A 25,358-nucleotide genomic window follows, 5' to 3' on the forward strand; every position below is an offset into this window, starting at 1 on the left:
GCTCAGTTTCCTTGAAGTTTGAAGACGATGGGCACCAGGACCCAGGATTCGATCGCGCTGTCGCCGCGCCGTGCGGGCACGAAGCGCCAGCGCGCCACCGCCTCGCGCGCGGCGCGGTCGAGGCGCTCGGAGCCGGAGCTGGTGCGCAGCTCGACCTGGGCGGGCTGGCCGTCGGGCGACACCAACACGCGCAGCGTCACCTGGCCCTCCTCGCGCAGGCGGCGCGACAGCGCCGGGTAGGCCGGATGCGGGTTGTTCAGATAGGCGGCGTCGAAGCGCGCGGCGGTGACCGTGGCGGGCGCGGCCGTCGCTGCGGGTGCTGCGGCGGGTGGTGCCGGCGCGGGCGGCGGAGGGGCTGCGGGTTCTTCGGCCGCGCTCAGCGCGGTGGGCGACTCGGTGACTGGCGCCGGCTTCTTCACCACGGGCTTGGGCGTCGGCTTCTTCACCATCGGCGGGGTTGGCGGCGTGGGCTCGGGCGGGCGCGCCACCGGCCGAGGTTCAGGCGGGCGCGGCGGCTCCACGACGGGTTCGGGAGGCGCCGGTAAGGGCTCGGCGACTGCGGGCGCTGCGATGAGTGCGACCTGGATTGGCATCAGCTCGGCGGGCACGGGGCGCTCGCCGGCGAGCCTGGCGAGCATCGCCAGCCCGCCGAGGTGGGCGGCGACGATCAGGCCGAGGAGGGCGCCGCGCCGCAGCGGCGAGCTCCCGCGCGCTGCCGCGGTCGGGCGCGGAGCGACTTCCGCTCCGGAGGCAGGGGCGCGCATGGGCTGCGCCTCAGGATCCGTGGACAGCGACGGCGAAGGGGAAGGCAACAGCGACAATGCTTGGGCAGCTGGGTGCATCGGGGCGGAGGCGACGAGCCGCCTCCGCGGAGGCAGCGTTGGGTTGGTCGGGAGCGATCGGGCGGGCCGGGATCAGGAGGCGCCGGGGTCCATCTGCGACTGCAGGTAGTTCTGCAGGCCGACGCTGTCGACCAGACCGAGCTGCGTCTCCAGGTAGTCGATGTGTTCCTCGGTGTCTTCCAGGATGTGCTCGAAGAGCTCGCGCGACACGTAATCCTTGCTGGACTCGCAGTAGGCGATCGCCTCGATCAGGTTGGCGCGTCCGCCGAGCTCGAGCTTGAGATCCCCCTGCATGCATTCGGGCACGTTCTCGCCGATCAGCAGCTTGTCGAGATTCTGCAGGTTGGGCAGCCCCTCCAGGAAGAGCACGCGCTCGATCAGCATGTCCGCGTGCTTCATCTCCTCGATCGACTCGTCGTACTCGTGCTTGCCGAGCCGCGTGAAACCCCAGTTCTTGTACATGCGCGCATGCAGGAAGTACTGGTTGATCGCGGTGAGTTCGATGGTGAGCTGCTTGTTGAGGTACTGGATGACTTTCTTGTCGCCTTTCATGTTGCCTCCAGGGATGCGGTGAATGCCGGAGCGATGCCTGCGAACAGCGCGGTCACGCCCGGGCGGGGCGTGGCGGGTACGGCCGAGCGCAGGCACTCGTGCGCGCAGCGGGCGCAGCGACCACACTCTGCGGTCACGCCGAGCGAATGGCGCAGGTCGCGCAGGGTCCGCGCGCCCTGCGCCGCGGCGTGGTGGATCTGGCGTTCGGTGACCGCGTTGCATACGCACACGTACATAGTCTAGCCTCCTGACGGCGTTTTGCCCCGATATGGCATCGCCTGGAAGGTCATTTGGTGAGGATCAGCTTGCCGTTGCGCGTCGTGCGCAAGATGTACTCGCTGCCCTCGTGCTCGATCCGCAACTCGCGCTGGCCGCCGAGGAGCTCCTTGCTGGTGAGCAGGGGGCGCCGCTGTGCAGTCGAATCCGCATCGGGCCGGCTGGCCGGCATGGCGGCGGAAACGGGGAATTCGCAAGGTTGCATGATCGAACGACGTTAAAAATACGAATGATTCGCATTAAATCACGAGTCGCCGACGCATGCAATGCCGGCGCGCATTCGCTGCCCGCTGGCTTCACTCCAGGAGCATCAGGACGTTCAGGGGCTGGTTGGCGGCAGAGGCGGCAGGCAGGTAGGCGAGCGCGTTCGGGTCGGCGAGCACGCGGCCGAGCGCGTCGGCCGCGTCGGCCGCCTCGTGGGGCGGATGGGCGCGCCCGGTGAAGACCATCCGCGACCAGTAGGCGCGGATCTGGCTGGGGTTCTTGCCGGTCAGGCGCTGATAGAAGAGGTCGCGTTCGGCGCCAGCCGGCAGGTCGAGCAGGCGGACGCCACGCCCGTCGGGCAGGGTGGTGCGGCGGCCGAGGTAGAGCTGGGCGGCGGTCTCGCGGTCGACTTCGGCGATGCCTCCGGCGTGGGCGCTGACCAGGACGACGCCTTGCGCGTGCGCTCCGGCCTGCCAGAGGGCGAGCACGAGCGTCAGCATCGGCGCAAGACCGAGCCGTCGGAGCAGGCGCGCCGGATCAGAACACCACATCGACCGACACGCTCAGCAGATTGATGCTGCGATCGTCGAGACCGGGGGCGAAGGGGTTGCCCCGCGCGATGAAGCTGCCGTGCGCGCCGCGATCGGTTTCGATGTGGCTGAATTCCGCCTTCACCGCCGAATTCGGCGTGAAGTCCCAACGCGTGCCGAGGGTGACGCTGCGCTGGGCCTGGTTGCGCGAGCGGTTGAAGACCGCAACCGCTGCGGCGCTTTGTGGCGAGTCCGCCAGCCCGGGGTCGGCCAGCGGCGCGTCCTGGCGCTGGCGGGCGAGACCGAAATAAGGCATCCATGCGCCGAAGCGCCGCCCGACCGCGACATAGGCTCCGGTCGCGCTGTTGACGAAGGCGTCCGCCTGCAGGCGCCCGAGCTCGGCGATCACCCGCCAGCGCCCGTCGTCCCACTGCATGCCGAGGGAGCTGAAGCTGGCGTGGGCACCCTTCCCGCTCAATCGCGCCTGCAGGTCGGGCGGGATCCGCCAGGTGTCGACGAGGTCCCGGTACGACTGCGAGGTCCGGATCACCGCCAGCTCCGCCTCCGCGTGGCTCGCGCTGAAGCTCAACTCGTCGCGCTCCAGCGTCACGGTGAGGCCGCGCAGCCGGCGCAGATTCGCGCGTCCGCCACCGATCACGGGGATGCGGCTGCTGCCAAGATACGGGTGCAACTCGATGAAGGATCCGCCGATCGGGCTGCGATGCAGCAGGTCGATGCCATCCATGTCGGCGAAGGGGTTGAGCGCGTAGACCTCTGCCGGCGGGCGGACCCAGGGCTGGCTGTAGTTGATGTCGGCGGTCTCGGACAGCATGAAGAAGGGGCTGCGCAGGCGCCCGGCACGCACGGTCAGCGCGGGGCTCAGGGCGTGGCTCAGGAAGGCCAGGGCAGGCCGCGGCGTGTAGTCGCCGCGCTGGGTCTCGCGCGTCACGACCTGCAGCACCGCTCCGGTGCCGTCACCGGACTGCCAGCCGAGCTGTACCCCGAGCACCGAGTCCGGCCCGGTGTCGACGCGGTTGCCGCCCGGCGCGTCGATCCCGACGCGGGCGAACTCCAGGTCGTCCGCGCGGCTGTAGACCGCCCCGGCGGTCGCGAAGCCCGACACCTGCAGGTCGGGTGCGGCGCCCGTGCCGGGGCTGGACGCCAGCGCGGCGATGCCGGCGAGCAGCAACAAGGTGCGGCGAGGGCTCATCGGCGCTCCGGAGCGGGATTGTGCAAGCGGTTGAAGGTGGCGTCGCGGTCGAGCGGCCGCGAGAACAGGTAGCCCTGTCCGAAGTCGCAGCCCATCGCGCGCAGGATCTCGAGCTGGGCCTCATCCTCGATGCACTCGGCGACGACGGTCATGCCGAGGTCGTGGGCGAGTTCGATGCTGTGCCGCACGATCGCGCGCAGGCGCTGGTCGTACGGCAGCGAGCGCACGAAGGAGCCGTCGAGCTTGACCTGGTTGCACGGCATCGTGTGCAGGTAGCTCAGCGTCGAGTAGCCGGTGCCGAAGTCGTCGATGAGGATGTCGAGTCCGGCGGCGCGCAGGGCATGGAGGTGGTCGATCGCCGGGCCGTCCGGATGGGCGAGCACGCTCTCCGTGACCTCGAAGCGGATGCGTTCGCGCGCCACGCCGACACGGTCGATGGCGGCGAGCAGTTCGGCGGCGAGATCCGGGCGTGCGAGCTGGCGCGCGGACAGGTTCACGCTGACGCGCAGCGGCGCGTCGGCTGGCAGCCGGCCCGCCCATTCGCGCAGGTCGGCGCACACGCGCTCGAGCACGAGCGTGCCGATGTCGTGGATCAGGTCGAGCGCCTCGGCGAGCGGGATGAACTCGCCCGGCGAGAGCAGGCCGAGCGTCGGGTGCGGCCAGCGCACCAGGGCCTCGAAGCTGGTCGTACGCAGGTTCGCGAGCTCGACGATGGGCTGGTACCACACCTGCAGCCCGCCCTGGGTGAGCGCCTTGCGCAGTTCGGCCTCGACCTGCAGCGCGCGCACCGCGGCGGCGTGCATCTCGGTGTGGAAGAATTCGATCGGCCCCCGCTCGCTGCGACGGGCCTTGTGCAGTGCGTTGTCGGCATCGCGCAGCAGCGATTCGGCGTCCTCGCGCTCGTTGTCGCTGATGGCGACGCCCACCCGGCAGCGCGGGTGCAGTTGCTGACCGTCGTCGTCGGGTGCGAAGGCCGGCAGCGCGACCAGCTGCTCGCAGATGCGCAGCGCGTCGATCGAGCTCTCCACACCGTTGAGCAGCACCGCGAACTGGTCACCCCCCACCCGCGCGCACACGTCCCCATCGCGCATCAGGGCCGCGATGTGGGCACCGATCCGGCGCAGCAGTTCGTCGCCCACGAGGTGCCCGTAGCTGTCGTTGACCAGGCTGAAGCGCTCCAGGTTGATCGCCAGGATCGCGATCTGGGTGAGGTCCCCGCGCCGGCGCTGGGCAAGCGCGCGGTTGGCGTGCTCGATGAACATTGCCCGGTTGGGCAGGCCGGTGAGCCCGTCGTGCAAGGCATCGTGCACCAGCTGCTGTTCGGCGCGCTTGCGCAGGTCGATGTCGCCGAGCGAACCAGCCATGCGGTAGGCATGCAGGTTCTCGTCGCGATCGGCGACTCCGCGCATCAGCACCCAGCGGTAGGCGCCGTCGGGCAGACGGACGCGCAGTTCCATGATGAAATGGTTGCTGTCGCCCTTGAGGTGTTCGACCAGGCGCTGGCGGTAGGCGTCGCGCTCGTAGGGGTGGAGGTAGGCAAGCATGTCCTCCGGCCGGTTCGACAGGGTTCCCGGCTGGACCCCGAGGATCTGGCAGAAGCGCTCGGAGTAATAGACGTCGTCGGCGTCGATGTCCCAGTCCCACAGGCCGTCGTTGGACCCGCGCAGGGCCAGGGCATGGCGCTCCTCGCTCGCCCGCAGGCGCACCGCCGTATCCTGCAGCTCGGCGATCCGGTTCTGCAGCGCCTCGGCCATCAGGTTGAAGTGGTTGGCGATCACCGCCAGCTCGTCCTTGCCACGCGACTCGACGCGGTGCGCGAGGAAGCCGTTGGCGATCGCACGACTGCCCTCCAGCAGCAGGCGCAGGTTGCGGGTGAGCAGATAGCCGAGCGAGGAGAGCAGGACGAAGGTGAGCAGGATCTCCGCGATCGCGATCGCCAGGCCTTGCTGCATGATCGCCTCGCGGGCCGCGGCGAGTACCGAGACCGAGACTCCGAACTGCAGCACGCCGACCTGGTTGCGCGGCAGCAGCAGTTGCCGGCGCACATGCACGAGGTCGTCGGCGAGCAGGGTCTCGAAGAAACGGTGGCGTTGTTCGTCCGGCTCCGGCACCTGCTCCAGCCCGGGCATGCCGGCGCTCACCAGCAGATGACCGCGCGCGTCGCGGATGCGCACATAGAGCAGGCCTTCGTCGGCGTCGGCAAGAAGCTCGCCGAGCACGTCCTCGAGCCCGTCGAGCCGGCCCTGCTCGCCGTAGGCGGTGGCCATCGCGTGCAGCATGCTCGCGGTCTGACCGATCGTCGTCTCCAGGCTCGCCGACATTGCGTTGTTCATCAGCCGCACGCTGTTCGCGAGCAACATGCTCAGCAACACCACCTGCACCACCGTACTCGCGAGCAACAGGCGGATGCGGATCGACGAGGGGCGGAGGGCGAACGAGCTCGGCGATGTTTCGGGCGGCACGCGAACCTCAGCGCCGGGCGAGCCTGCGCACCGCGGACGAGGCTGCGATGCTGCCGTTGGCAGCGAAGCTCTCCAGGTTGGCTTCCAGGCGGTCCGGGTCGTACAGATAATTGACCATCAATCCCCAAGACTGGCGCAGGCCCTTGTCCGAGCGGTCGGCGAGCCAGTTCAGGCGCTCGATGCGGGCACCGTTGCCGAGGTGGAAGCGCGCCACCGTGTCGACCGGGCGGTCGCCGCGGCGTGCCTCGCTCAGGTAGCGTGCGCCCAGCCGCAGCAGGGGCTCGCGCAAGGACTCGGCGAGCGCCTCGTCCTCGACCCACGCCGGGTCGCCGGCGAGCACCGCGGCGAGGCGCGTCGAGTCGACGCCTTCGATGCCGAGCGTCGCCAGGCGCTTCCAGTCGGTGGCGGTGAAGGCCTCGGCGAAGGCCTCCGGGTCGCGCTGCGCCCAGCGCACCAGGCCCGGCATCGGCGACAGCGTGGCGAAGGTCTTCAGGCGCGGAAAGTCGCGCTTGAGGTCGTCGATCACCCGCTTGAGCAGGAAGTTGCCGAAGCTCACCCCGCGCAGGCCCTTTTGCGTGGCGCTGATCGAATAGAAGATCGCGGTCGTCGCCCGGCTCGCATCGGCGAGCGGCGCCTCGATGTCGAGCAGGCGCTGCACGTCGTCGGCGATCTCCTCGAGCAGTGCGACCTGAACGAAGATCAGCGGCTCGAGCGGCATGCGCGGATGGAAGAAGGCGTAGCAGCGGCGGTCGGAGTCGAGCCGGTTCTTGAGGTCCTTCCAGGAGCGGATCTCGTGCACCGCCTCGTACTCGACGAGCTTCTCGAGCAGGGCGGCGGGCGAACTCCAGGTGATGCGCTGCAGTTCCAGGAAGCCGACGTCGAACCACGCCGACAGGCGCGTCTCGAGCTCGCGGTCGAGCGGCTTGAGCAGCGGATCGTCGGCGATGAAGCGCAGCAGGTCGGCACGCAGGTCGACGAGGAACTTGACCCCCTGCGGGATCGCGTTGAACTGGGTGAGGATGCGCAGCCGGCGCGAGCGCAGCGCGGCGCGCAGCTCGGCTTCCGCGTCCCATTGCCGCGGCGTGCCGACCGCGGCCTGGTAGGCGGCGTGCGCCTGCGCCACCCGCGCCGGATCGGGGCCGAACTCGTGGGCGATCAGGCGCAGGAAGGCGTGGCGGCCGACGTCGTCCAGGCGCAGATAGGTCTCGGCCAGGCGGGCGGCACGCTGGCGCGTCGATACTTCGCCGCCGCGGCCCTCGGCGCACTCCTGCAACTGCGTGCGCAGGCGCTCGAGATCGCTCTCATCCGGGGGCTTGCCCAGGTGCGCGGCGCTCGCGACGAGCTCGCGAACGCGGTTCAGTCCCCGGGAGACCAGTCCTGCACCGCCCATGTCGTCCTCCTGTCCGATTCAGTTCGGATATCGTGCTTACATGATAGCCCGCTTTGGGGAGTCGCTTGTGCAGCCTGCGAATGGACTGTGTGCGATATTCACGTCCCTGCCGCAGCCCCGCCTACCTTCCGGTCCCGCGCGTGCGCGCGGCGGCGAGCATCAGCAGCCCGGCGAGCACCATGGGCACGCAAAGCCATTGTGCGGTGGACAGGCCGAGCGACAAGGTGCCGAAGATGCCCGGATCGGGCGTACGGAAGAACTCCGCGACGAAGCGCAGCGCGCCATAGCCGACCAGGAACATCGCCGACACCGCGCGCAGCGGGCGCGGGCTGGCCGAGTAAGACCACAGCAGCAGGAACAGCAGCAATCCCTCGCCAGCGGCCTGGTAGAGCTGCGAGGGATGGCGCGGCAGCGCATCCACCCAGGGGAAGATCATGGCCCACGGCAGCTCCGTCTCCGCCGGCCGGCCCCACAGTTCGCCGTTGATGAAGTTGCCGAGCCGCCCGGCCGCCAGCCCGGTCGGCACCAGCGGCGCGATGAAGTCGGTGACCTGCCAGAAGCCCTTGCCGTGCCGGCGACCGTACAGCCACATCGCCACCAGCACGCCCAGGAAGCCGCCGTGGAAGCTCATCCCGCCCTTCCACACCGCGAGGATCTCGCCCGGGTGTTGCAGATAGTAGCCGGGCTGGAAGAACAACACCTCGCCGAGGCGCCCGCCCACGATCACCCCGATCACACCGTACATCAGGAGGTCGTCGATCCCCTGCTCGTCCCAGCCCAGCTCCGGACGGCGCCGCGCGTGGAGGCGGCCGAGCACGACGAAGAGCACGAAGGCGACCAAGTACATCAGCCCGTACCAGCGCACCGAAAGCGGGCCGAGGGAGAAGGCGATCGGGTCGAATTGGGGGTGGACGAGCATGGAGTGTGCGAGGCGCGAGGCGCGAGGTGTGAGGTGTGAGGTGTGAGGTGTGAGGCGCCGAGCGCAGGGCTGCCGGCCTTCAGTCGAACTGCTTGCGGAACTCCGCGAACGCTCCGCGCAGTGCCTCGAGTTCCTCGCGCAGACGGCGGACCTCGTCCTCGAGTTCCCCGATGCGCCCGCGCCCGCCGCCTGCCGTGCCGACGGACTGCGCCTCGGCCATCTCCTGCACCGCGGCGTCGCCGCCGAGCAGGTGAACGTGGCGGGTCTCCTTGGTGCCGGGCGCACGCGGCAGCTCGGCGACCAGCGGCGGGTACTTCTCGGCCAGGTGCTCGAGCACGGCATCGACCGCGGCGACGTCGTCGAAACGGTGCAGGCGCTCGCAGCGCTGGCGCAGCTCGCCCGCGGTCTGCGCGCCGCGCAGCAGCAGGATCGCCAATACGGCCTGTTCGGCCGGCGGCAACGAGTGGCGCAGGCGGACCAGGTGCTCGTACTTGGCCACGCGCGCGCTCTGCTGGTCGCGCTTGGACACCAGGCGGCGGACGATCAGGCGGTCGACCGCGTCCTGCACCTCGGCCTCGGACAGGCTCATCACCGGCTCGCGCGCGGTGAGCTGGTTGCATCCGGTGGTGATGGCGTTGATCGACAGCGGATAGGCGTCGGGGGTGATGAAGGACTTCTCGATCAGCACGCCGAGCACGCGGATCTCGGCCGGGTCGAGGTCGAAGCCGGCCTCGGTCGTGGGGGTCGTGTCCTGCATGGAGCCTCCTGCGGTGTCGGACTTCGGATGATACGCCAGCCGGATCGTCCGCCCCACCGCGGCGTCCCCGCATGCACCGCAGCTTGCCGACGCTCGCCCCACGCGCGTTAGAATCGAACCCTTTCCCGCCGATTTCCCGGAGCGCCCCATGCCCCAGTACCGTTCCCGCACGTCCACCGCCGGCCGCAACATGGCGGGCGCCCGCGCCCTGTGGCGCGCCACCGGCATGAAGGACGGCGACTTCGAAAAGCCGATCATCGCGATCGCCAACAGCTTCACCCAGTTCGTGCCCGGCCACGTGCACCTGAAGGATCTCGGTCAGCTCGTCGCGCGCGAGATCGAGGCCGCCGGCGGCGTCGCCAAGGAATTCAACACCATCGCGGTCGATGACGGGATCGCCATGGGCCACGGCGGCATGCTGTATTCGCTGCCCTCGCGCGAGCTCATCGCCGACAGCGTCGAGTACATGTGCAACGCGCACACGGCGGACGCGCTGGTGTGCATCTCGAACTGCGACAAGATCACCCCGGGCATGCTGATGGCCGCGCTGCGCCTGAACATCCCGGCGATCTTCGTCTCCGGCGGTCCGATGGAGGCCGGCAAGGTCAAGTGGGAAGCCAAGGTGATCTCGCTCGACCTCGTGGATGCGATGGTCAAGGCGGCCGACAAGTCGTGTTCGGACGAGGAAGTCGACGCCATCGAGCGCTCGGCCTGCCCGACCTGCGGGTCGTGCTCGGGCATGTTCACAGCCAACTCGATGAACTGCCTCACCGAGGCGCTCGGCCTGTCGCTGCCCGGCAACGGCACCACGCTCGCCACCCACGCCGACCGCGAGCGCCTGTTCAAGGAAGCCGGCCGCCGCATCGTCGATCTCGCGCGTCGTTACTACGAAAAGGACGACGCCTCGGTGCTGCCGCGCTCGATCGCCAGCTTCCAGGCCTTCGAGAACGCGATGAGCCTGGACGTGGCCATGGGCGGCTCGACCAACACCGTGCTGCACCTGCTCGCCGCCGCGCGCGAGGCCGGCGTGGACTTTACGATGAAGGACATCGACCGCGTCAGCCGCCGCGTGCCCTGCCTGTGCAAGGTCGCGCCCGCGATCGCCGACGTGCACATCGAGGACGTGCATCGTGCCGGCGGCATCATGTCCATCCTTGGTGAACTCGACCGCGCCGGCCTGCTGCACACCGATGTGCCGACCGTGCACAGCGCGAGCCTGGGCGAAGCCCTGGACAAGTGGGACATCAAGCGCACCGAAGACGAAGCGGTGCACACCTTCTTCCGTGCTGCGCCGGGCGGGGTGCCGACCCAGGTCGCCTTCAGTCAGGACCGGCGCTGGAAGTCGCTCGACGCCGACCGCGAGCACGGCATCATCCGCAACAAGGAACATGCCTTCACGGCCGACGGAGGGCTGGCCGTGCTCTACGGCAACATCGCCGAGAAGGGCTGCATCGTGAAGACCGCCGGGGTGGATGAATCCATCTGGAAGTTCACCGGCAAGGCCAGGGTGTACGAGAGCCAGGAAGACGCGGTGGAGGGCATCCTCGGCGAGCAGGTGCAGGCGGGCGACGTGGTGGTGATCCGCTACGAAGGCCCGAAGGGTGGCCCCGGCATGCAGGAGATGCTCTATCCCACCTCTTACCTGAAGAGCCGCGGCCTGGGCGCGCAGTGCGCGCTGCTCACCGACGGACGCTTCTCGGGCGGCACTTCGGGCCTGTCGATCGGTCATGCTTCGCCCGAGGCGGCCTGCGGCGGTGCGATCGCGCTGGTCGAGGACGGCGACACGATCGAGATCGACATCCCCGCGCGCCGCATCCACCTCGCCGTCGCCGACGCCGAGCTCGCCCGCCGTCGTGCCGCGATGGAGGCGAAGGGCAATGCGGCCTGGAAGCCGGTGAAGCGCGAACGCGTGGTCTCCGCCGCGCTGCAGGCCTACGCCGCGCTCACCACCTCGGCCGACACCGGCGCGGTGCGGGACGTCACCCAGGTCCAGCGCTGATCGACCCCGGCCGATTGACCCGTCATCGGCCGCTCACTACCATCGACGCCATGGATACCGAACTCGCACAGCTCGAAGCCCAGCTCGAGCACCTGATCAGCCACTACGAGCGCCTGAAGGCCGACAACGCCGCCCTGCGCGGTCGCGTCGTGCAGCTCGAGGGCGAGAATCGCCGGCTCTCCGACAAGGTCCGCGTCGCCGCGGACCGCCTCGCGGGCCTGCTCGACAAACTGCCGGAGGCTTGAAGCGATGTCCGCCGATCACCTCGACATGATGCTGCTGGGCAAGGAGTACCGCATCTCCTGCACGCCCGAATCGCGCGACGAACTGCTCGCCACCGTCGCCTTCCTCGACGACAAGCTTCGTGAGATCGGTGCCCGCACCGGCTCCTCCGGCGAAAAGCTGGCGGTCATGACCGCGCTCAACATCGCCCACGAGTTCCTCCTGCACCAGCGCGGCAACGGGTTTGACATGCCGGGCATGAAGCGTAGAATCGGTCTCATGAAAGCGCGCCTGGACGGTGTTCTGGGGCAGCAGGACAAGCTTTTCTGAAGGCAGTTCGAGCAGTACCGGTCAATCCCCTGCAGTGTTCGTCGAAGTCGTAGATTCCTTGAACCAATAGTCGAGAGACTCGGTCGCCAACCATCGATGCCGCTGGTGTGAACGCCCCTCGCCGGGTGATCCTGAAGCGGAAGGGACGCGACCTCCCTGAACCCAAGGTTCAGGATGCCCGGCGGAGACGGCACAGGCGGGGGGCCTTACAAGAGGGCGCGGTGAGCGATCACCGCGCCCTCTTCACGTCCACGCGCCCGACACCTCGCTCCCTGCGCCTCACGCTCATGCTGCACTGCAAACTCTTAACGCAATCTTTACGCATGGCCGCCTAGTATCCGCAGCGTCCATACACAGTCTCGCGGCGTTTGCCGTCCTTGTCGCGATGCAAGCCTATTTCCCCGTCCTCGGTGTGCTCGGCATGATGCTGATGCTGTTCGGGCTGGTGATGGGCTTTCCGCTCGCGGTGTCCTTCGCGCTCGAAGACGGTGCCACCGAGGCCTACGACCTCGCCATCCTCGCCACCTTCGCGACCGGGCTGCTCATGTGGGCCGCGGGCCGGCGGGCGCGGCGCGACCTGCACGTCTCCGACGGCTTCCTGCTCGTGGCCGCGACCTGGCTGATCACGCCGGTGTTCGGGGCGCTGCCGCTGCTGTTCTACCTTCCGGAACTCTCGTTCACCGACGCCTACTTCGAGGCCGCCTCCGGGCTCACCACGACCGGTGCCACGGTGCTTACCGGGCTCGACACGATGCCGGTGTCGATCAACCTGTGGCGCTGCTTCATGCACTGGGTGGGCGGCATGGGCGTGATCGTGCTGATGGTCGCGGTGCTGCCGCTGCTGGGCATCGGCGGGCGGCAGATCTTCCGCGCCGAGACGCCCGGGCCGATGAAGGAGTCCAGCCTCACCCCGCGCATCGCCGAGACCGCCAAGGGCCTGTGGGGCGTTTATGTAGTGCTCACCGCAGGCTGCACCCTCGCGCTCTCGCAGGCCGGCATGGCGCCGTGGGATGCCTTGATCCATGCCTTCTCGATCATGGGGCTGGGCGGCTTCTCCACCCGGGACGCCAGCCTCGGCGCCTTCGACAGCGTGCCGATCGAGACCGTCACCATCGTGTTCGCGCTGCTCTCGGGCATCAACTATGCCACCCACTACCTCGCCCTCGTGCGGCGCACGCCGCGCCCTTACGGCGAGGACCCCGAGCTACGCTGGTTCTTCGGCGTGCTCGGGGTCACCGTGGTCTTTCTGACCGTGTATCTGCTCGAATCGGGCGCCTATCGGGATGGCGCGCTCGCGTTCCGCCACGTCTCCTTCCACGCCGTCTCGCTGGCGACCTCGCTCGGTCTGGCGACCTACGACTACACGGTGTGGCCGATGTTCGCGCAGGTGTGGATTCTGTTCCTGAGCAGCTTCGCCGCCTGCTCCGGCTCGACCGGTGGCGGCATCAAGATGATGCGCGCGATCATCCTGTACAAGCAGGTTCACCGCGAGATCGTGCGCTCGCTGCATCCGAGCGCGGTGGTGCCGCTGCGTCTGGGCAGGCAGCCGGTGTCCGACAACGTGCTGCACGCGGTACTCGCGTTCAGCTTCATGTACATGGTCAGCATCGTCAGCCTGACGCTGATCCTCGCCGCTTCCGGGCTGGACCTGATCACCGCGTTCTCGGGCGTGGTGGCCTGCATCAACAATGCCGGGCCAGGGCTGGCCGCGCTGGGGCCGGCGGGCAACTACCAGGGCTTGGGCGATTTCCAGACTTGGGTGATGAGCTTTGCGATGATTCTCGGCCGCCTGGAGATCTTCACCCTGCTGGTGGTGCTGACGCCGGCGTTCTGGCGGCGCTGAGCGGCTCGGGCACCAGCCGGTAGCCCACGCCGGGTTCGGTGAGGATGTGGACGGGCAGGCGCGGGTCGGGTTCGAGCTTGCGGCGCAAACCGGCCATATAGACGCGCAGGTAATGTGCGTGCTCGACGTGGTTCGGGCCCCAGGCGCCGGCCAGCAGCTGGCGCTGCGTCACCACGCGACCCGCTGCGGTGGCGAGCAGGCCGAGCAGGCGGAACTCGATCGGGGTCAGGTGGACCGGCGCGCCGCCACGCGTCACCCGGCGCTGCTCGAGGTCGAGTTCCACGTCGCCGAAGGCGATGCACGCCGCGGCCTGCGGCGGACGCAGCGCGCGGCGCAGCAGGGCGCGGACGCGGGCGAGCAACTCGGCGACGCCGAAGGGCTTGGCTAGATAGTCGTCGGCGCCGGCGTCGAGCGCCGCGACCTTGTCGGTCTCGTCGCTGCGCGCCGACAGCACCAGCACCGGCATGCCGCTCCAGCCGCGCAGCTCGGCCAGCAGCGCCGTGCCGTCGCCGTCGGGCAGGCCGAGGTCGAGCACCAGCAGGTCGGGCCGGCGGCTGGCGAGCTCGATGCGGCCGCGCTCGAGCGCGGCGGCCTCGCGCACCGTGCAGCCCTCGGATTCCAGCGCCGTGCGCACGAAACGGCGGATGCCGGCCTCGTCCTCGACCAGCAGCACGACCGGGGAGGGGGGCTGGGCGCTCTTCATCGTGGGGGCGCTCCGGCCTCGTCCTCGGGAGGCGGTCGGTCCGGCTGGCGTGGCAGCGGCAGCTGCAGCACGAAGCAGGCGCCGCCGCCGGCGCGGTTGTGTGCGCTCACGCTGCCGCCGTGTGCCGCGACGATGGCGTGCACGATCGCCAGACCCAGCCCGGTGCCGGCATCGCCGGTCGCCGTCGTTGCGTCGGCCGCGCCGCGCGGATGGGGGGCGCGCACGAAGCGCTCGAAGATCGCCTGCTCGCGCCCCGGCGGCAGGCCGCAACCGTCGTCGCACAGACTGATGCGGATCCAGTCGGTGCCCACCTGCGCCGCCAGCACGATGTGCCCTCCCTCCGGGGTGTGCGCGATCGCGTTGTCGAGCAGGTTGCACACCACCCGCTCCATCAGCACCGCGTCGGCGTGCAGCAGTGGCAGTTCCTCGGGCAGCTCGAGCGCGAACACGTGCGCGCGCAGGGCGTGGGCGCGCGCCTGCAGCGCGCTGCCGAGCAGCTCGTCCACCGCCAGCCAGTCGAGCGCGAGGCGCGGCGCCCCGGATTGCAGGCGGGAGAGGTCGAGCAGGTCGCGCGCGAGCGCATGGGTGCGCAAGGCCTCGGCGCGGATCGCCTCGGCCAGCTCGGCCTGCGCCGGGGGCAGCGGCGGTCCGGCCAGCGGGAGCGACTCGGCGAGTCCGGCGAGTGCGGTCAGCGGCGTGCGCAGGTCGTGCGACAGCGAGGCGAGCAAGGTGTTGCGCAGGCGCTCGGTGTCGGCGGCGAGGCGCGCCTGTGCCGCCTCTTCCGCACGCGCCTCGGCAGAGTCGCGTTCGCGGCGCAGGCGCGCGGCCAGCTCCGCGGTGGTCAGTGCCACCGCGAGCAGCACGGCGAAGGTCAGCAGGTACTGCAGGTCCGAGACCGCCAGCGTGAAGTGCGGATGCACGAAGAAGAAGTCGAACAGCGCCACCGCCAGGAAGGCGGCGAACACGGCCGGCCCGCGACCGAGCCGGATCGCTGCGAACAGCACCGCGAGCGGGAACAGCATGGCGATGTTGGCGAGATCGAACTGCCCGAGCAGCGGCGCACCGACCAGCGCCACCGCACCCGCCGCCAGCGCAGCGAGCAGGTAATTGCGCAGCGGGGCGCGGTCGGGAAGGCGGTCGCGTGGTGTCGGCAGGGCCATGCCGCGATGGTACCAGCGTGCCCATCCCGCCGCGTCCGCGCCGGCCCTGCCCGGGAGGATTCCCACGGTCCGCTTGCACTGCCCCTCGGCTTTGACCGATAGTTCCGCTCCTTGCGCACTGCAACACGCGGCGTGCCTCGAACCCGAACGGAAACGCAATGACCTTCGACCTCTGGTGGCTCGCCTACCCGGTGCTCGGCGCGGCGGTGGGCTTCTTCGCCGGCCTGCTCGGTGTGGGCGGCGGCGGCATCATGGTGCCGATGTTGACGACCTTCTTCCTTGCCCAGGGCTTCCCGCAGTCCCAGGTGGTGCACATGGCGCTCGGCACCTCGATGGCGGCCATCGTGCTGACCTCGGTGTCCAGCCTGCGTGCGCACCACGCGCGTGGAGCGGTGCGCTGGGACGTGGTGCGCGCGATCACGCCCGGCATCCTCGTCGGCACCTTCGCCGCCACTTTCATCGCCGCGCGCGTGTCCACCGTGCCGCTGGCGATCTTCTTCGCCGTCTTCATGGCCTACGTGTCGATCCAGATGCTGCTCAACATCAAGCCCAAGCCCGCGCGCGAGCTGCCCGGGGCACTCGGCATGAGCGCGGCCGGCCTCGGCATCGGCGGTGTGTCGGCGCTGGTCGCGATCGGCGGCGGCTCGCTGTCGGTGCCCTTCATGACCTGGTGCAACGTCAAGATGCAGAACGCGATCGGTACCTCCGCGGCGATCGGCTTGCCGATCGCGCTCGCCGGCACGGTCGGCTACCTGGTCAATGGCTGGGGCGCACCCGACATGCCGGCGCTCACCTTCGGCTATGTGTACCTGCCGGCGCTGGTGCTGGTCTCCGTGGTCAGCACCTTCTTCGCCCCGCTCGGCGCGAAGCTGGCCCACCGCCTGCCGGTGGCGACGCTGAAGAAGGTGTTTGCCGGGATGCTGGTCCTGCTGTGTGCCAAGATGCTGCACAGCATCTTCGCCTGAACGAACTCGCTGGACGAATCTGCCGGAGACTTCCATGAGCTGGACGATGTGGCTTGGCTTTCTTGCCGCCGCACTGGTGATCGCGGTCTCGCCGGGACCGGGCGCCGTGCTGTCGATGTCGACCGGCCTGCGCTACGGCTACACCGCCGCGCTGCGCGCGATCACCGGCCTGGAGATCGCGCTGTTGCTGCAACTCGGCGTCGTGGCGCTCGGCCTCGGTGCGGTGCTCGCGACCTCGGAGACGGCGTTCGCGGTGGTGAAATTCGCCGGCGCGGCCTACCTGATCTGGCTCGGCGTGCAGAAGTGGCGCTCGCCGCCCGAGCCGATCGACGGGGACGGCGAGGGCGTGCGGGTGCAGTCGCGCCGCCAGCTCTACGCTCAGGGCATCCTGGTGAACCTGACCAACCCGAAGGCGATCGTGTTCATCGCCGCGCTGGTGCCGCAGTTCATCGTGCCCGACCGGCCGCAGTGGCCGCAGTTCGCGATCATCGGCGCAACCATGGTCGGGGTCGACGTGATGGTGATGTCCTGCTATGCGCTGCTCGCCACGCGTTTCCGCCCCCTGCTGCGCGACCCGCGCCTGCTGCGCCTGCAGAACCGCCTGTTCGGCGGCCTCTTCGTCGGCGCCGGGGCGATGCTGGCGGCCTCGAGCCGCTGAGCCGCCCCGGGTCCGGGCCGGCAATGGGCGATGGCGCGAACGGCGGCGCCGCAATCGCGGCTTGCGTCGCTCCCACAAGAACGCTCCGCCGCCCCCGAGCCCCGGCAGGAGCGACGCAAGTCGCGATCCCCCGCGCCCCGAGACCCGCCGCCGCTCCGTGGAAACCGATCCGGTTCAGCGCTCGGGTGCCGCGAGTGCCTTCTGCAGCGTCGCCAGGTTGGCGCGCATCATGCGTACGTAGCTGGGCGCCGGGCCGTCAGCCTTCGACAGTGCGTCGGAATACAGCGTGCCGCCCACGACCGCGCCGCTTTCGCTGCGGATGCGCTCGATCAGGCGAGGATCGGCGATGTTCTCGATGAACACCGCCGGCACCTTTTCCGCCGCGAGCTGGCGGATCAGGCCGGCCACGCCCTTGGCGGTGGGCTCGGCGTTGTTCGCCACGCCGACGGGCGACAGGAAGCGGATGTCGTAGGCGCGCGCGAAGTACCCGAAGGCCGCGTGCGAACTCACCACCTTGCGGCGCTCGGCGGGCAGCGCCGCGAAGGCGGCACGGATCTCCGCGTCGAGCGCCTCCAACTCGCCGTCGTAGCGTGCGGCCGCGGCGCGGTAGGTGGCCGCGCCGTCCGGGTCGGCGGTGGCGAGGGCGGCGGCGATGTTGGCGACGTAGCGGCGCACGTTCGCCACGTCCTGCCAGGCGTGCGGGTCGACCGCCTTGCCCTTGCCATGATCGTGGCCATGGTCGTGCCCGTCGTCGCGCCTCATCTCCAGCGTCGAGATCCCCGCGCTCGCCACCACCACCGCCCCCTTGAATCCGCCGGCGCGCGCCAGCCGCGTCATCCAGTCGTCGAAGCCGAGGCCGTTGACCACCACCAGCGCAGCCTTGCCGATCTCGCGCGCGTCCGAGGGACGCGGCTGGAAGGCGTGGGCGTCCTCGTCGGGACCGACCAGGGTGCGCACCTTGATGCGCTCGCCGCCGACCTGGGCGACGAGGTCGCCGAGGATGCTGAAGCTGGTCGCCACTTCGAGCGCCTGGGCGTGGACGCTGCCGCCCAGGAGCAGGGCGGCGCAGGCCGCGAGGGTGCGCAGGCGGCGCAAGCGGTAGGGGAATCTCATCGTCGTCGGGTCCGGGTTGAAGAAAGGAAAGAAGGTGTACTCGAGCCGCAGGGCCCCACCGCGGATTTCCGCCGCAATCGCATTCGTAGGAGCGACGCAAGTCGCGACTCCGGTCGCAGGGCGGTCGCTCGTGTCGGCGACTGACCAAGCGCTGCGATCGCGACTTGCGTCGCGCCCACAAGAGCCATCACGTCTCCGCGTCGCTCCTGCCGGAGCAGTCGAGCTGCCCGCAGGCGACATCGGGCCTCACGACTCGAGGTGGTGCCGTACCGGCAGGCGTCCGGCGAGCAGGCCACCGGGGGCCGCGAGCAGCGACACGAAATAGACCACGCCGCACACCAGCACGATCGCCGGCCCGGCAGGCACGTCGGCATGGAAGGACAGCAGCAGCCCGCTCGCGCCGCTGCCGAAGGCGAACAGCACCGCGAGCAGCAGCAGCATCGGCAGGCCGTTCGTCCACAGGCGCGCCGCGGCCGCGGGCAGGATCATGATGCCTACCGCCATCAGCGTGCCGAGCGCGTGGAAGCCGCTCACCAGGTTCACCACCACCAGCATCAGGAAGCCGTAGTGCGCCACCGGCGACCACCGGCTCACCCCGCGCAGGAAGGCGGGGTCGAAGCACTCCATGACGAGCGGGCGGAACAGCAGCGCCAGGCTCGCCAGGGTCACGCTGGCGATGCTCGCGATCAGCAGCAGCGAGGCGTCGTCGAGCCCGAGCACGGAGCCGAAGAGGACGTGCAGCAGGTCGAGGTTCTGCCCGCGCAGCGACACGATCATGACCCCCGCGGCGAGCGAGAGCAGGTAGAAGGCGGCCAGGCTGGCGTCCTCCTTGAGCACCGAGGCGCGCGTCACCAGCCCCGCGGCGAACACCACCACCAGGCCGGCGACGATGCCGCCCACCGTCATCGCGCCCAGTGACAGGCCGAAGGCGAGGTAGCCGAGCGCGGCGCCGGGCAGGATGGCGTGGCTCATCGCGTCGCCCATCAGGCTCATGCGGCGCAGCAGCAGGAACACGCCCACCGGCGTGGCGCCGAGCGCGAGCGCCAGGCAGCCGGCGAGCGCGCGGCGCATGAAGGCGAACTCGGTGAAGGGGGAGATGAGGAGGTCGAACACTGCGAAGGCCTGGTTTGCTGGCGCGGGTTGCGGATTCAGTGGCGGGGAAGGCCGCGGCGCGGACGCGGCGCGGTGTGTGCCGCGGGGTGCGGATGGGCGTGGCCGTGGCCTTCGTCGTGCGCATGTCCATGGTCATGCGCGTGCGGATGTGCCGCCGAATCGGGCGCCACCGCGACTGTCAACTCCTCGATGTGGCATTCGTGCGCGTGCTCGTCGAAGGCTTCCGACAGGCGGCGCGCGCGCGCCAGGCGCTCGGGCGTCAGCACCTCGGCGGTGGGGCCGAAGGCCACCGGCTCGCGCGACAGCAGCAGTGCGGTCGGAAAGTGGCGGCGCACCTGCTCGAGGTCGTGCACCACGGTGAGGATGGTGCGGCCCTCGTCGTGCCAGCCCAGGATCAGCTCCACGAGATCGTCCACCGTGCGGCTGTCGATGGCCGCGAAGGGCTCGTCGAGCAGGATCAGCGGCGCGTCCTGCAACATCAGGCGGGCGAAACGCGCGCGCTGCAGTTGGCCGCCCGAGAGCGATCCGATGGGGCGCGACTCGAAGCCCGCCATGCCCACCGCCTCGAGCGCGGCGCGCACGCGTCGGCGCTGCTCGCGCGAGACGCCGCCGAAGGCGCCGATCTCGTGCCACAGGCCCATCGCGACCACGTCGAACACCGACACCGGGAAGCTGTGGTCGATCTCGCCGCGCTGTGGCATGTAGGCCAGTCCCCCCGCGGGCAGCTCGGGCAGCAGGATGCGCCCGCCGATCGGCCGCAGCTCGCCGGCGAGGCCCTTGAGCAGGGTGGATTTGCCTGCGCCGTTGGGGCCCACCACGGCGACGAGCGCGCCCGCGGGAATCTCGGCCGACAGGTGATGCACCGCCGGGTGGCGGTCGTAGCCCAGGGTGAGGTTGTCGAGGCGGATCATCGGCAGCGCGAGGCGGTTCATTGCAAGGCCCACAGCACGGTCGCCCATAGCAGCGCCAGCGCGCCGGCGACCAGGGCGAGGCGCGCGGCCAGGCCCGCGCCCAGCAGGCTACGTGCCGGGAAGGGGCGCGTGTCGTCGTCGGCTTGGGGATCGGTGCCGTGCAGGACGGGGGGCGCGCGCTTCATCGTTCCTTCCTCTCCACGCCCTCGCGGCCGCAATCGGCGCACGCGCCATGCAGCACCAGCTCGGCGCGTGCGACCGCGAAGCCGGCGGGCAGGGTCGGCGCGGCGGCGGACACGTCCTCCAGGCACACGATCTGGCCACAGCGCTCGCAGTGGAAATGGGCGTGGCGGTGGTCGCCGTCGCGGCGGATCTCGAAGCGCCAGGCGCGTTCGCCCCCCGCGATTCGCTGCGCAATACCCTGTTCCACCAGCCAGTCGAGCGCGCGGTAGAGGGTGACACGGTCGTGGGCGATGCCCGCCCCGTCGAGCGCGGCGCCGAGCTCGTCGTGCGAGAGCGGATGGGCGCTGCGCTGCAAGGCCTGGATCACCGCCACCCGCGTGCGCGTGACGCGGCCGCCGCGTGCGGCGATGAGCTCGCGGGCAGCGTCGGTGGCGGCAGGGTGTTCGTGCAGGGGCATATCGAAGCCTGTTGCGGCGGGGCGCGGGGAAACGGCTCTTGTGGCAGGGCGGTCGCTTTTGATGCAACATTGTAGCATTAGACTTGCGTGCCCCGCGCTGCATGGTTTTCAGCACTCGTCACGCGCCCCGAATCGCTTGTCTCCACTTCCCACGACCATGCCAGCCTGCTTGCGTCCGATCCTCCTCTCCAGCGTCATCGTCCTGGCCCTCGCGCTCCCTGTCGCCGCGCCGGCACAGCATGCGCATGGCGCACACCAGCACGGCGTCGCCGAACTGACCGTTGTACTGGAAGGCCGCATGTTGCAGCTGGAGCTGATCTCGCCGCTCGACAACCTCGTCGGCTTCGAGCATGCGCCGGCGAACGAGACGCAGCGCGGTGCGCTCGCCGATGCGGAGCGCCTTCTGCGCGACAGCGAGGCGGTGTTCGCGCTCCCGCCGGAAGCTGGCTGCGTGACCCGTGAGGTCGGCATCGAATCGCCGTGGCGGGACAGCGGGCGCGAACACGGTCGGGGCCAAACACGCGACCACAACCGGCCGGCCCGCGGCGATCACGAGGACATGGTGGCAAGCTACGGTTTCGAGTGCGCGCATCCCGAGGCGCTGCGTCGGCTGGAGTTGCGCGCCTTCAAGCACTTCCCGCGCCTGCAGCGCGTGCGCGCCGAGTTCGCCACCCCGCGCGGCCAGGGGGGCGGTGTGCTCACCTCGGGCGCCGCCGCGCTCGCGCTGTGAGCGCGGCAGTGCGAGCGCACCCGACGCCGGCGGTGCGCATCTCCGGCCTGCGCTACCGCTGGCCGGGCAGCGCGCAGGACTGCCTGGCGATCGACGCGCTGCAGCTCGGCGCCGGTGAGCGCGTCTTCCTGCGCGGGCCGAGCGGCAGCGGCAAGACCACGCTGCTGTCGCTGGTCGGCGGGGTGATCCTGCCGCAGGCCGGCACGGTCGAGGTCGGCGGGCAGGCGCTCGGCGCGCTGTCGGCGGGCGCGCGCGACCGCTTCCGTGCCGACCACGTCGGCTTCGTGTTCCAGCTCTTCAACCTGCTGCCCTGGCTGTCCGCGCGCGACAACATCCTGCTCGCCTGCCGCTTCGCGCCGCAGCGGCGCGCGCGTATCGCGGCCGCGGGCAGCACGCCGGCTGCCGAGGCGGCGCGCCTGGCGGCGCGGCTCGACCTCGGCGTCGAGCTGCTCGAGCGCCCGGCCACGCAGCTCTCGGTCGGCCAGCAGCAGCGCGTGGCCGCGGCGCGCGCGCTGATCGGCCGTCCCGGCCTGGTGGTGGCGGACGAGCCCACCTCCGCGCTCGACGCCGATCGTCAGCAGACCTTCATCGACCTGCTGCTCGACGAATGCGCCGCGGTCGGCGCCGCGCTGCTCTTCGTCAGCCACGACCAGCGCCTGGCAGCGCACTTCGACCGCGTGCTCGACCTCGGTGCGCTCGTCCGCGCCGGCCTCGCTGCGGAGGACGCGCGATGAGCCCCGTCTTCATGCTGTCGCTGCGCAGCATCGCCAACCGCAGGCTGTCGGCCGCGCTCACCGTGGTCGCGGTGGCGCTGGCAGTGGCGCTGCTGCTCGGGGTCGAGCGCCTGCGCAACGATGCGCGCGCGGGCTTCGCGCAGACGATTTCCGCCACCGACCTGGTGGTGGGCGCGCGCAGCGGCCCGGTGCAGCTGCTGCTGTACTCGGTCTTCCACATCGGCGACGCCACCGCCAACCTGTCGTGGGCCAGCATCGAGCACGTCGCCGCGCTGCCCCAGGTGAAGTGGCTGGTACCGCTCGCGCTCGGCGACTCGCACCGCGGTCACCGCGTGGTCGGCACCACCACGGACTTCTTCGCGCAATACCGCCATGGCGAGGGGCGCAGTCTGGTCTTCGCGGCCGGCGGCCCGTTCGCCGGCGCAACCGCGCGCGTCGAGGACCTCTTCCAGACCGTGATCGGCGCCGAGGTCGCCGCCCGCCATGGTTACCGCCTCGGCGAGCGCATCGTGCTCAGCCACGGCGGCGGCGCGGGGGAGGGCGGAGCGCGCTTCGCCGAGCACGCCGACAAGCCCTTCACCGTGGTCGGCATCCTCGCGCCCAGCGCCACGCCGCTCGACCGCGCCGTGCTGGTGAGCCTGGAGGGCCTGGAGGCGATTCATGTCGATTGGCATGGCGGCGCGCCCATCCCGGGCCTGAAGATCACGCCCGAGCAGGTGCGCAAGTTCGACCTGCGCCCCAAATCCGTCACGGCCGCGCTCGTCGGGCTGCACAGCCGCAGCGCGGTGTTCCGCGTGCAGCGCCAGATCAACGCCTACGCCGGCGAACCGCTCACCGCCATCCTGCCCGGTGCGACCCTGCAGCAGCTGTGGGACCTCGTCGGCATCGCCGAGCGCGCGCTGCTCGCGGTCTCGGCCCTGGTGGTCGTGGTCGGCCTGACGGGCATGGTGGCGGTGGTGCTGGCAAGCCTGGGCGAGCGCCGCCGCGAGCTCGCCATCCTGCGTGCGCTGGGTGCCAGCCCGCGCGAGGTCTTCGCGCTGCTCGCGCTTGAGAGCCTGCTGCTCGCCACTGCGGGCATCGCGCTCGGCCTCGGGCTGCTGTATGGTGCGGGCGCCGCGCTCGCCCCCTGGCTCGCCGCGCAGCATGGTCTGCAGCCGAGCCTGGGCTGGCCCGCGGCGGGCGAATGGCGCCTGCTCGGCGCGGTGCTCGCCGCCAGCCTGGTCGCCAGCCTGCTGCCGGCGCTGCGCGCCTACCGCCAGTCGCTCGCCGACGGCATGACCGTGCGGACCTGAGGCGGGATGCACCGCCTCGTTCGCGGGGCCGGGAGGGCCCGGATCCATCACCGCACGCCTGCAACCGGAGGCAGGAAATGAACACGAATCTGCACCTCGCCCGCTTGGTCCCGCGCGCGCTGCGCGTCGTACCGCTGCTTGCCCTGTTGGCGTTCGCGCCGCTGCCGGCTGGCGCGCAGGCCCCGGCCGGCGAGTCCGCCGGCCAGTACGCGGTGGGCGACCGCCTCGCTGCGCCCGCGCCGGGAAAGGGCGAGTTCCGCGAGATCAGCTGGGACGACCTCATCCCTGCCGACTGGAACCCCGAGGGCTTCCTCTCGGGCCTCGAGCTCGACAAGCTCGAGGACAACGACCCGCGCGCCGCCGAGGCGCTGCAGCGCATGCGCGAGGAGTGGGACCGTGCGCCCCTGGTCGAGCGCATGGCCGGTGCGCGCGTGCGCATCCCCGGCTTCGTCGTGCCGCTCGAGACCAGCGGCGAGAAGATCCGCGAGTTTCTCCTCGTCCCGTATTTCGGTGCCTGCGTGCACGTCCCGCCGCCGCCCGCCAACCAGCTCATCCACGTCATCCCCGACAAGCCCGTGCCGGGCGGCTGGAACATGCTGCCGGTGTGGGTGGACGGGGTCATGGCGGTGGGGCGCATCGATTCCGACATGGGTACCGCGGGCTACCAGCTGCGCGCGGTGAAGGTGGAGGAGTACGTCGAGGAGAAGCCGAAGCGGCGATGAAGCGCCTGCCCGCGCCGGGATCGCGACTCGCGTCGCTCCCACAGGCGCTTTCGGAAGCGCGGTGACGTGCCGTGGGAGCGACGCAAGTCGCGATTGCGGCGCCGCAGTCCTCGCCGGCCGCGCATCGCCGACCGGATCGCCCGATCGCGACTCGCGTCGCTCCTACAGGCGCCTTCGGAAGCGCGGTGACGTGCCGTAGGAGCGACGCAAGTCGCGATTGCGGCGCCGCGGCTAGCGCCCCCGGAACACCGGTGCCCGCTTCTCGCTGAATGCGGCAAGGCCCTCGCGATAGTCCGCGGTGGCGAGGAAGTCGAAGGCGCGGCGCTTCTCCTCCTCGTCCAGCGCCACGCCGGTGGTCAGCCGGCGCACCCATTGCTTGTGCCAGCGCGCCACCAGCGGCGCGCCCGCGCGGATGCGCTCGGCCGACACGGCGGCCTCCTCGAATACGCGTTCGTCGTCCACCACGCGGGTCAGCAGGCCCTTCTGCAGCGCCTCGCGCGCATCCAGGATGCGGCCCTCGAGCAGGATTTCCAGGACCACCGCCGGGCCGACCAGGGCGAGCAGGCCGGCCATCTCGCCCGGATACATCGAGAACCCCAGGCGGTTGATCGGCGCGCCGAAGCGTGCCGACTCGCCCGCGATGCGGATGTCGCAGCAGCCGGCGATCTCCAGCCCGCCGCCCACGCAGGCGCCGCGGATCGCCGCCACGGTGGGCACGGCGCAGTCGCGGATCGCGTTCAGCGCGCTCGCCACCAGGTCCTCGTGGTAGTGCAGCGCATCGTCCACCGTCGCGCGCACGCTGCGGAACTCCTCGATGTCGCCGCCGGCGGCGAAGGCGTTCTCGCCCGCGCCGCGCACGATCACGCAGCGCACCGAATCGTCGGCGGCGATGCGCGCCATCGCCGCCGAGAGTCCGCGCCACATCGCCGCGTTCACAGCGTTCAGCTTGGTCGGGTTGTGCAGGGTCACGGTGGCGATGCCCTGGTCGATGTCGAGGTCGATTCTTGTGTTCATCGGTTCGCCGTTTTCGATAAATAAAATTTTTCCATACGGATGTGTATGGAGTCTTATGGATGATATA

28 protein-coding genes and 1 other RNA gene are annotated in these 25,358 nt (G+C 70.5%); 11 read left to right on the forward strand and 18 right to left on the reverse strand.

The annotated features are described in order from the left end of the window. Nucleotides 1-2 precede the first annotated feature (2 nt). The 10 genes from PO78_RS08290 to PO78_RS08330 form a co-directional block, all read right to left on the reverse strand. Nucleotides 3-764, reverse strand: a complete 762-nt coding sequence (locus tag PO78_RS08290) for an energy transducer TonB (protein WP_052484388.1) — start codon at nucleotides 762-764, stop codon at nucleotides 3-5. 150 nt (nucleotides 765-914) lie between these two features. Next, nucleotides 915-1,394 carry a bacterioferritin gene (bfr, locus tag PO78_RS08295; RefSeq protein WP_004309883.1) on the reverse strand — a complete coding sequence of 160 codons (480 nt, stop codon included), beginning with the start codon at nucleotides 1,392-1,394 and terminating at the stop codon, nucleotides 915-917. Beyond that, complete coding sequence (locus tag PO78_RS08300) at nucleotides 1,391-1,630, reverse strand: (2Fe-2S)-binding protein (RefSeq protein WP_004309881.1); 240 nt, start codon at nucleotides 1,628-1,630, stop codon at nucleotides 1,391-1,393. The genes bfr and PO78_RS08300 overlap by 4 nt, the downstream gene beginning before the upstream one ends. A gap of 50 nt (nucleotides 1,631-1,680) precedes the next feature. Then, nucleotides 1,681-1,875, reverse strand: a complete 195-nt coding sequence (gene hemP, locus PO78_RS22225) for a hemin uptake protein HemP (RefSeq protein ID WP_231570649.1) — start codon at nucleotides 1,873-1,875, stop codon at nucleotides 1,681-1,683. Between the two features lie 91 nt (nucleotides 1,876-1,966). Further along, complete coding sequence (locus PO78_RS08305) at nucleotides 1,967-2,374, reverse strand: hypothetical protein (RefSeq protein WP_004309878.1); 408 nt, start codon at nucleotides 2,372-2,374, stop codon at nucleotides 1,967-1,969. A 37-nt stretch (nucleotides 2,375-2,411) separates the two neighbouring features. Then, nucleotides 2,412-3,614, reverse strand: coding sequence for a hypothetical protein (locus PO78_RS08310; protein ID WP_012585991.1), 1,203 nt, complete (start codon nucleotides 3,612-3,614; stop codon nucleotides 2,412-2,414). Beyond that, nucleotides 3,611-6,076, reverse strand: coding sequence for an EAL domain-containing protein (locus PO78_RS08315; RefSeq protein ID WP_043743165.1), 2,466 nt, complete (start codon nucleotides 6,074-6,076; stop codon nucleotides 3,611-3,613). The genes PO78_RS08310 and PO78_RS08315 overlap by 4 nt, the downstream gene beginning before the upstream one ends. A gap of 7 nt (nucleotides 6,077-6,083) precedes the next feature. Beyond that, nucleotides 6,084-7,466, reverse strand: coding sequence for a malonyl-CoA decarboxylase domain-containing protein (locus PO78_RS08320; protein WP_043743166.1), 1,383 nt, complete (start codon nucleotides 7,464-7,466; stop codon nucleotides 6,084-6,086). Between the two features lie 121 nt (nucleotides 7,467-7,587). Next, nucleotides 7,588-8,385 carry a prolipoprotein diacylglyceryl transferase gene (gene lgt / locus PO78_RS08325; protein WP_004309874.1) on the reverse strand — a complete coding sequence of 266 codons (798 nt, stop codon included), beginning with the start codon at nucleotides 8,383-8,385 and terminating at the stop codon, nucleotides 7,588-7,590. A 79-nt stretch (nucleotides 8,386-8,464) separates the two neighbouring features. Next, the gene (locus PO78_RS08330) at nucleotides 8,465-9,142 is read right to left on the reverse strand and encodes a YceH family protein (RefSeq protein ID WP_004309873.1); all 678 of its coding nucleotides are present in this window, start codon (nucleotides 9,140-9,142) and stop codon (nucleotides 8,465-8,467) included. A gap of 148 nt (nucleotides 9,143-9,290) precedes the next feature. Between PO78_RS08330 and ilvD the strand changes: the two genes are divergently transcribed. From ilvD to PO78_RS08350, 5 genes are all read left to right on the forward strand, one after another. After that, nucleotides 9,291-11,141 (forward strand): dihydroxy-acid dehydratase, encoded by a 1,851-nt coding sequence (gene ilvD, locus PO78_RS08335; RefSeq protein WP_043743167.1) that lies wholly within the window; start codon nucleotides 9,291-9,293, stop codon nucleotides 11,139-11,141. 50 nt (nucleotides 11,142-11,191) lie between these two features. After that, entirely contained in the window at nucleotides 11,192-11,386 is a 195-nt protein-coding gene (locus PO78_RS08340; protein ID WP_004309871.1) for a hypothetical protein, read from the forward strand. Between the two features lie 4 nt (nucleotides 11,387-11,390). After that, complete coding sequence (locus PO78_RS08345) at nucleotides 11,391-11,693, forward strand: cell division protein ZapA (RefSeq protein ID WP_004309870.1); 303 nt, start codon at nucleotides 11,391-11,393, stop codon at nucleotides 11,691-11,693. Nucleotides 11,694-11,716: 23 nt separating this feature from the next. Beyond that, nucleotides 11,717-11,900, forward strand: a non-coding RNA gene (gene ssrS / locus PO78_RS22230) — 6S RNA. Nucleotides 11,901-12,078: 178 nt separating this feature from the next. After that, nucleotides 12,079-13,536 (forward strand): TrkH family potassium uptake protein, encoded by a 1,458-nt coding sequence (locus PO78_RS08350; protein WP_043743169.1) that lies wholly within the window; start codon nucleotides 12,079-12,081, stop codon nucleotides 13,534-13,536. Here the strand turns inward: PO78_RS08350 and PO78_RS08355 are convergent. Then, nucleotides 13,493-14,239, reverse strand: coding sequence for a response regulator (locus PO78_RS08355; protein WP_043743171.1), 747 nt, complete (start codon nucleotides 14,237-14,239; stop codon nucleotides 13,493-13,495). The genes PO78_RS08350 and PO78_RS08355 overlap by 44 nt on opposite strands. Beyond that, nucleotides 14,236-15,399 (reverse strand): sensor histidine kinase, encoded by a 1,164-nt coding sequence (locus PO78_RS08360; RefSeq protein ID WP_043743173.1) that lies wholly within the window; start codon nucleotides 15,397-15,399, stop codon nucleotides 14,236-14,238. The genes PO78_RS08355 and PO78_RS08360 overlap by 4 nt, the downstream gene beginning before the upstream one ends. A 158-nt stretch (nucleotides 15,400-15,557) precedes the next feature. Here PO78_RS08360 and PO78_RS08365 point away from each other — a divergent pair, with 158 nt between their 5' ends. Both PO78_RS08365 and rhtB read left to right on the forward strand, forming a co-directional pair. Beyond that, on the forward strand, nucleotides 15,558-16,364 hold the full coding sequence (locus PO78_RS08365; RefSeq protein ID WP_012585982.1) for a sulfite exporter TauE/SafE family protein: 807 nt from the start codon (nucleotides 15,558-15,560) through the stop codon (nucleotides 16,362-16,364). A 34-nt stretch (nucleotides 16,365-16,398) separates the two neighbouring features. Beyond that, nucleotides 16,399-17,022, forward strand: coding sequence for a homoserine/homoserine lactone efflux protein (gene rhtB / locus PO78_RS08370; protein WP_012585981.1), 624 nt, complete (start codon nucleotides 16,399-16,401; stop codon nucleotides 17,020-17,022). Nucleotides 17,023-17,196: 174 nt separating this feature from the next. Here the strand turns inward: rhtB and PO78_RS08375 are convergent, their stop codons facing one another. The 5 genes from PO78_RS08375 to PO78_RS08390 all read right to left on the reverse strand — a co-directional run bounded on the left by PO78_RS08375 (nucleotide 17,197) and on the right by PO78_RS08390 (nucleotide 20,799). Continuing rightward, entirely contained in the window at nucleotides 17,197-18,135 is a 939-nt protein-coding gene (locus tag PO78_RS08375; protein WP_004309852.1) for a metal ABC transporter solute-binding protein, Zn/Mn family, read from the reverse strand. Between the two features lie 246 nt (nucleotides 18,136-18,381). Beyond that, entirely contained in the window at nucleotides 18,382-19,248 is an 867-nt protein-coding gene (locus PO78_RS08380) for a metal ABC transporter permease (protein WP_004309850.1), read from the reverse strand. A gap of 35 nt (nucleotides 19,249-19,283) precedes the next feature. Further along, the gene (locus PO78_RS08385; protein WP_043743176.1) at nucleotides 19,284-20,180 is read right to left on the reverse strand and encodes a metal ABC transporter ATP-binding protein; all 897 of its coding nucleotides are present in this window, start codon (nucleotides 20,178-20,180) and stop codon (nucleotides 19,284-19,286) included. After that, nucleotides 20,177-20,344 carry a hypothetical protein gene (locus tag PO78_RS23160; RefSeq protein ID WP_004309846.1) on the reverse strand — a complete coding sequence of 56 codons (168 nt, stop codon included), beginning with the start codon at nucleotides 20,342-20,344 and terminating at the stop codon, nucleotides 20,177-20,179. Before PO78_RS23160 ends, PO78_RS08385 begins: the two co-directional genes overlap by 4 nt. After that, nucleotides 20,341-20,799, reverse strand: coding sequence for a Fur family transcriptional regulator (locus PO78_RS08390; protein WP_004309844.1), 459 nt, complete (start codon nucleotides 20,797-20,799; stop codon nucleotides 20,341-20,343). The genes PO78_RS23160 and PO78_RS08390 overlap by 4 nt, the downstream gene beginning before the upstream one ends. Before the next feature lie 169 nt (nucleotides 20,800-20,968). Between PO78_RS08390 and PO78_RS08395 the strand changes: the two genes are divergently transcribed. From PO78_RS08395 to PO78_RS08410, 4 genes are all read left to right on the forward strand, one after another. Continuing rightward, nucleotides 20,969-21,529: a DUF2796 domain-containing protein gene (locus PO78_RS08395; RefSeq protein WP_231570650.1), complete on the forward strand. Its 561-nt coding sequence runs from the start codon at nucleotides 20,969-20,971 to the stop codon at nucleotides 21,527-21,529. A gap of 8 nt (nucleotides 21,530-21,537) precedes the next feature. After that, nucleotides 21,538-22,263, forward strand: coding sequence for an ABC transporter ATP-binding protein (locus tag PO78_RS08400; protein WP_012585977.1), 726 nt, complete (start codon nucleotides 21,538-21,540; stop codon nucleotides 22,261-22,263). Beyond that, nucleotides 22,260-23,555 (forward strand): FtsX-like permease family protein, encoded by a 1,296-nt coding sequence (locus tag PO78_RS08405; RefSeq protein WP_012585976.1) that lies wholly within the window; start codon nucleotides 22,260-22,262, stop codon nucleotides 23,553-23,555. Before PO78_RS08400 ends, PO78_RS08405 begins: the two co-directional genes overlap by 4 nt. Before the next feature lie 77 nt (nucleotides 23,556-23,632). Beyond that, the gene (locus tag PO78_RS08410; RefSeq protein ID WP_004314658.1) at nucleotides 23,633-24,277 is read left to right on the forward strand and encodes a DUF3299 domain-containing protein; all 645 of its coding nucleotides are present in this window, start codon (nucleotides 23,633-23,635) and stop codon (nucleotides 24,275-24,277) included. Between the two features lie 231 nt (nucleotides 24,278-24,508). Here PO78_RS08410 and PO78_RS08415 read toward each other — a convergent pair whose 3' ends face one another. Continuing rightward, nucleotides 24,509-25,291, reverse strand: a complete 783-nt coding sequence (locus PO78_RS08415; protein WP_004314659.1) for an enoyl-CoA hydratase/isomerase family protein — start codon at nucleotides 25,289-25,291, stop codon at nucleotides 24,509-24,511. Between the last annotated feature and the right edge of the window lie 67 nt (nucleotides 25,292-25,358).

Source organism: Thauera sp. SWB20 (genome assembly GCF_000831325.1).
In the GTDB taxonomy this organism is placed as follows: domain Bacteria; phylum Pseudomonadota; class Gammaproteobacteria; order Burkholderiales; family Rhodocyclaceae; genus Thauera; species Thauera aminoaromatica.

Excerpts from the sequence above, each read along its gene's own strand:
- rhtB (WP_012585981.1), top strand. The coding sequence starts at position 16,399 with ATGAGCTGGACGATGTGGCTTGGCTTTCTTGCCGCCGCACTGGTGATC.
- PO78_RS08360 (WP_043743173.1), bottom strand. The coding sequence starts at position 15,399 with ATGGCCCTGCCGACACCACGCGACCGCCTTCCCGACCGCGCCCCGCTG.
- PO78_RS08300 (WP_004309881.1), bottom strand. The coding sequence starts at position 1,630 with ATGTACGTGTGCGTATGCAACGCGGTCACCGAACGCCAGATCCACCAC.
- PO78_RS08365 (WP_012585982.1), top strand. The coding sequence starts at position 15,558 with ATGACCTTCGACCTCTGGTGGCTCGCCTACCCGGTGCTCGGCGCGGCG.
- hemP (WP_231570649.1), bottom strand. The coding sequence starts at position 1,875 with ATGCAACCTTGCGAATTCCCCGTTTCCGCCGCCATGCCGGCCAGCCGG.
- PO78_RS08405 (WP_012585976.1), top strand. The coding sequence starts at position 22,260 with ATGAGCCCCGTCTTCATGCTGTCGCTGCGCAGCATCGCCAACCGCAGG.
- PO78_RS08330 (WP_004309873.1), bottom strand. The coding sequence starts at position 9,142 with ATGCAGGACACGACCCCCACGACCGAGGCCGGCTTCGACCTCGACCCG.
- lgt (WP_004309874.1), bottom strand. The coding sequence starts at position 8,385 with ATGCTCGTCCACCCCCAATTCGACCCGATCGCCTTCTCCCTCGGCCCG.
- PO78_RS08375 (WP_004309852.1), bottom strand. The coding sequence starts at position 18,135 with ATGAGATTCCCCTACCGCTTGCGCCGCCTGCGCACCCTCGCGGCCTGC.
- PO78_RS08310 (WP_012585991.1), bottom strand. The coding sequence starts at position 3,614 with ATGAGCCCTCGCCGCACCTTGTTGCTGCTCGCCGGCATCGCCGCGCTG.
- PO78_RS08350 (WP_043743169.1), top strand. The coding sequence starts at position 12,079 with ATGCAAGCCTATTTCCCCGTCCTCGGTGTGCTCGGCATGATGCTGATG.
- PO78_RS08390 (WP_004309844.1), bottom strand. The coding sequence starts at position 20,799 with ATGCCCCTGCACGAACACCCTGCCGCCACCGACGCTGCCCGCGAGCTC.
- PO78_RS08385 (WP_043743176.1), bottom strand. The coding sequence starts at position 20,180 with ATGAACCGCCTCGCGCTGCCGATGATCCGCCTCGACAACCTCACCCTG.
- PO78_RS08415 (WP_004314659.1), bottom strand. The coding sequence starts at position 25,291 with ATGAACACAAGAATCGACCTCGACATCGACCAGGGCATCGCCACCGTG.
- PO78_RS08320 (WP_043743166.1), bottom strand. The coding sequence starts at position 7,466 with ATGGGCGGTGCAGGACTGGTCTCCCGGGGACTGAACCGCGTTCGCGAG.
- PO78_RS08355 (WP_043743171.1), bottom strand. The coding sequence starts at position 14,239 with ATGAAGAGCGCCCAGCCCCCCTCCCCGGTCGTGCTGCTGGTCGAGGAC.
- ilvD (WP_043743167.1), top strand. The coding sequence starts at position 9,291 with ATGCCCCAGTACCGTTCCCGCACGTCCACCGCCGGCCGCAACATGGCG.
- bfr (WP_004309883.1), bottom strand. The coding sequence starts at position 1,394 with ATGAAAGGCGACAAGAAAGTCATCCAGTACCTCAACAAGCAGCTCACC.
- PO78_RS08290 (WP_052484388.1), bottom strand. The coding sequence starts at position 764 with ATGCGCGCCCCTGCCTCCGGAGCGGAAGTCGCTCCGCGCCCGACCGCG.
- PO78_RS08345 (WP_004309870.1), top strand. The coding sequence starts at position 11,391 with ATGTCCGCCGATCACCTCGACATGATGCTGCTGGGCAAGGAGTACCGC.
- PO78_RS23160 (WP_004309846.1), bottom strand. The coding sequence starts at position 20,344 with ATGAAGCGCGCGCCCCCCGTCCTGCACGGCACCGATCCCCAAGCCGAC.
- PO78_RS08305 (WP_004309878.1), bottom strand. The coding sequence starts at position 2,374 with ATGCTGACGCTCGTGCTCGCCCTCTGGCAGGCCGGAGCGCACGCGCAA.
- PO78_RS08410 (WP_004314658.1), top strand. The coding sequence starts at position 23,633 with ATGAACACGAATCTGCACCTCGCCCGCTTGGTCCCGCGCGCGCTGCGC.
- PO78_RS08340 (WP_004309871.1), top strand. The coding sequence starts at position 11,192 with ATGGATACCGAACTCGCACAGCTCGAAGCCCAGCTCGAGCACCTGATC.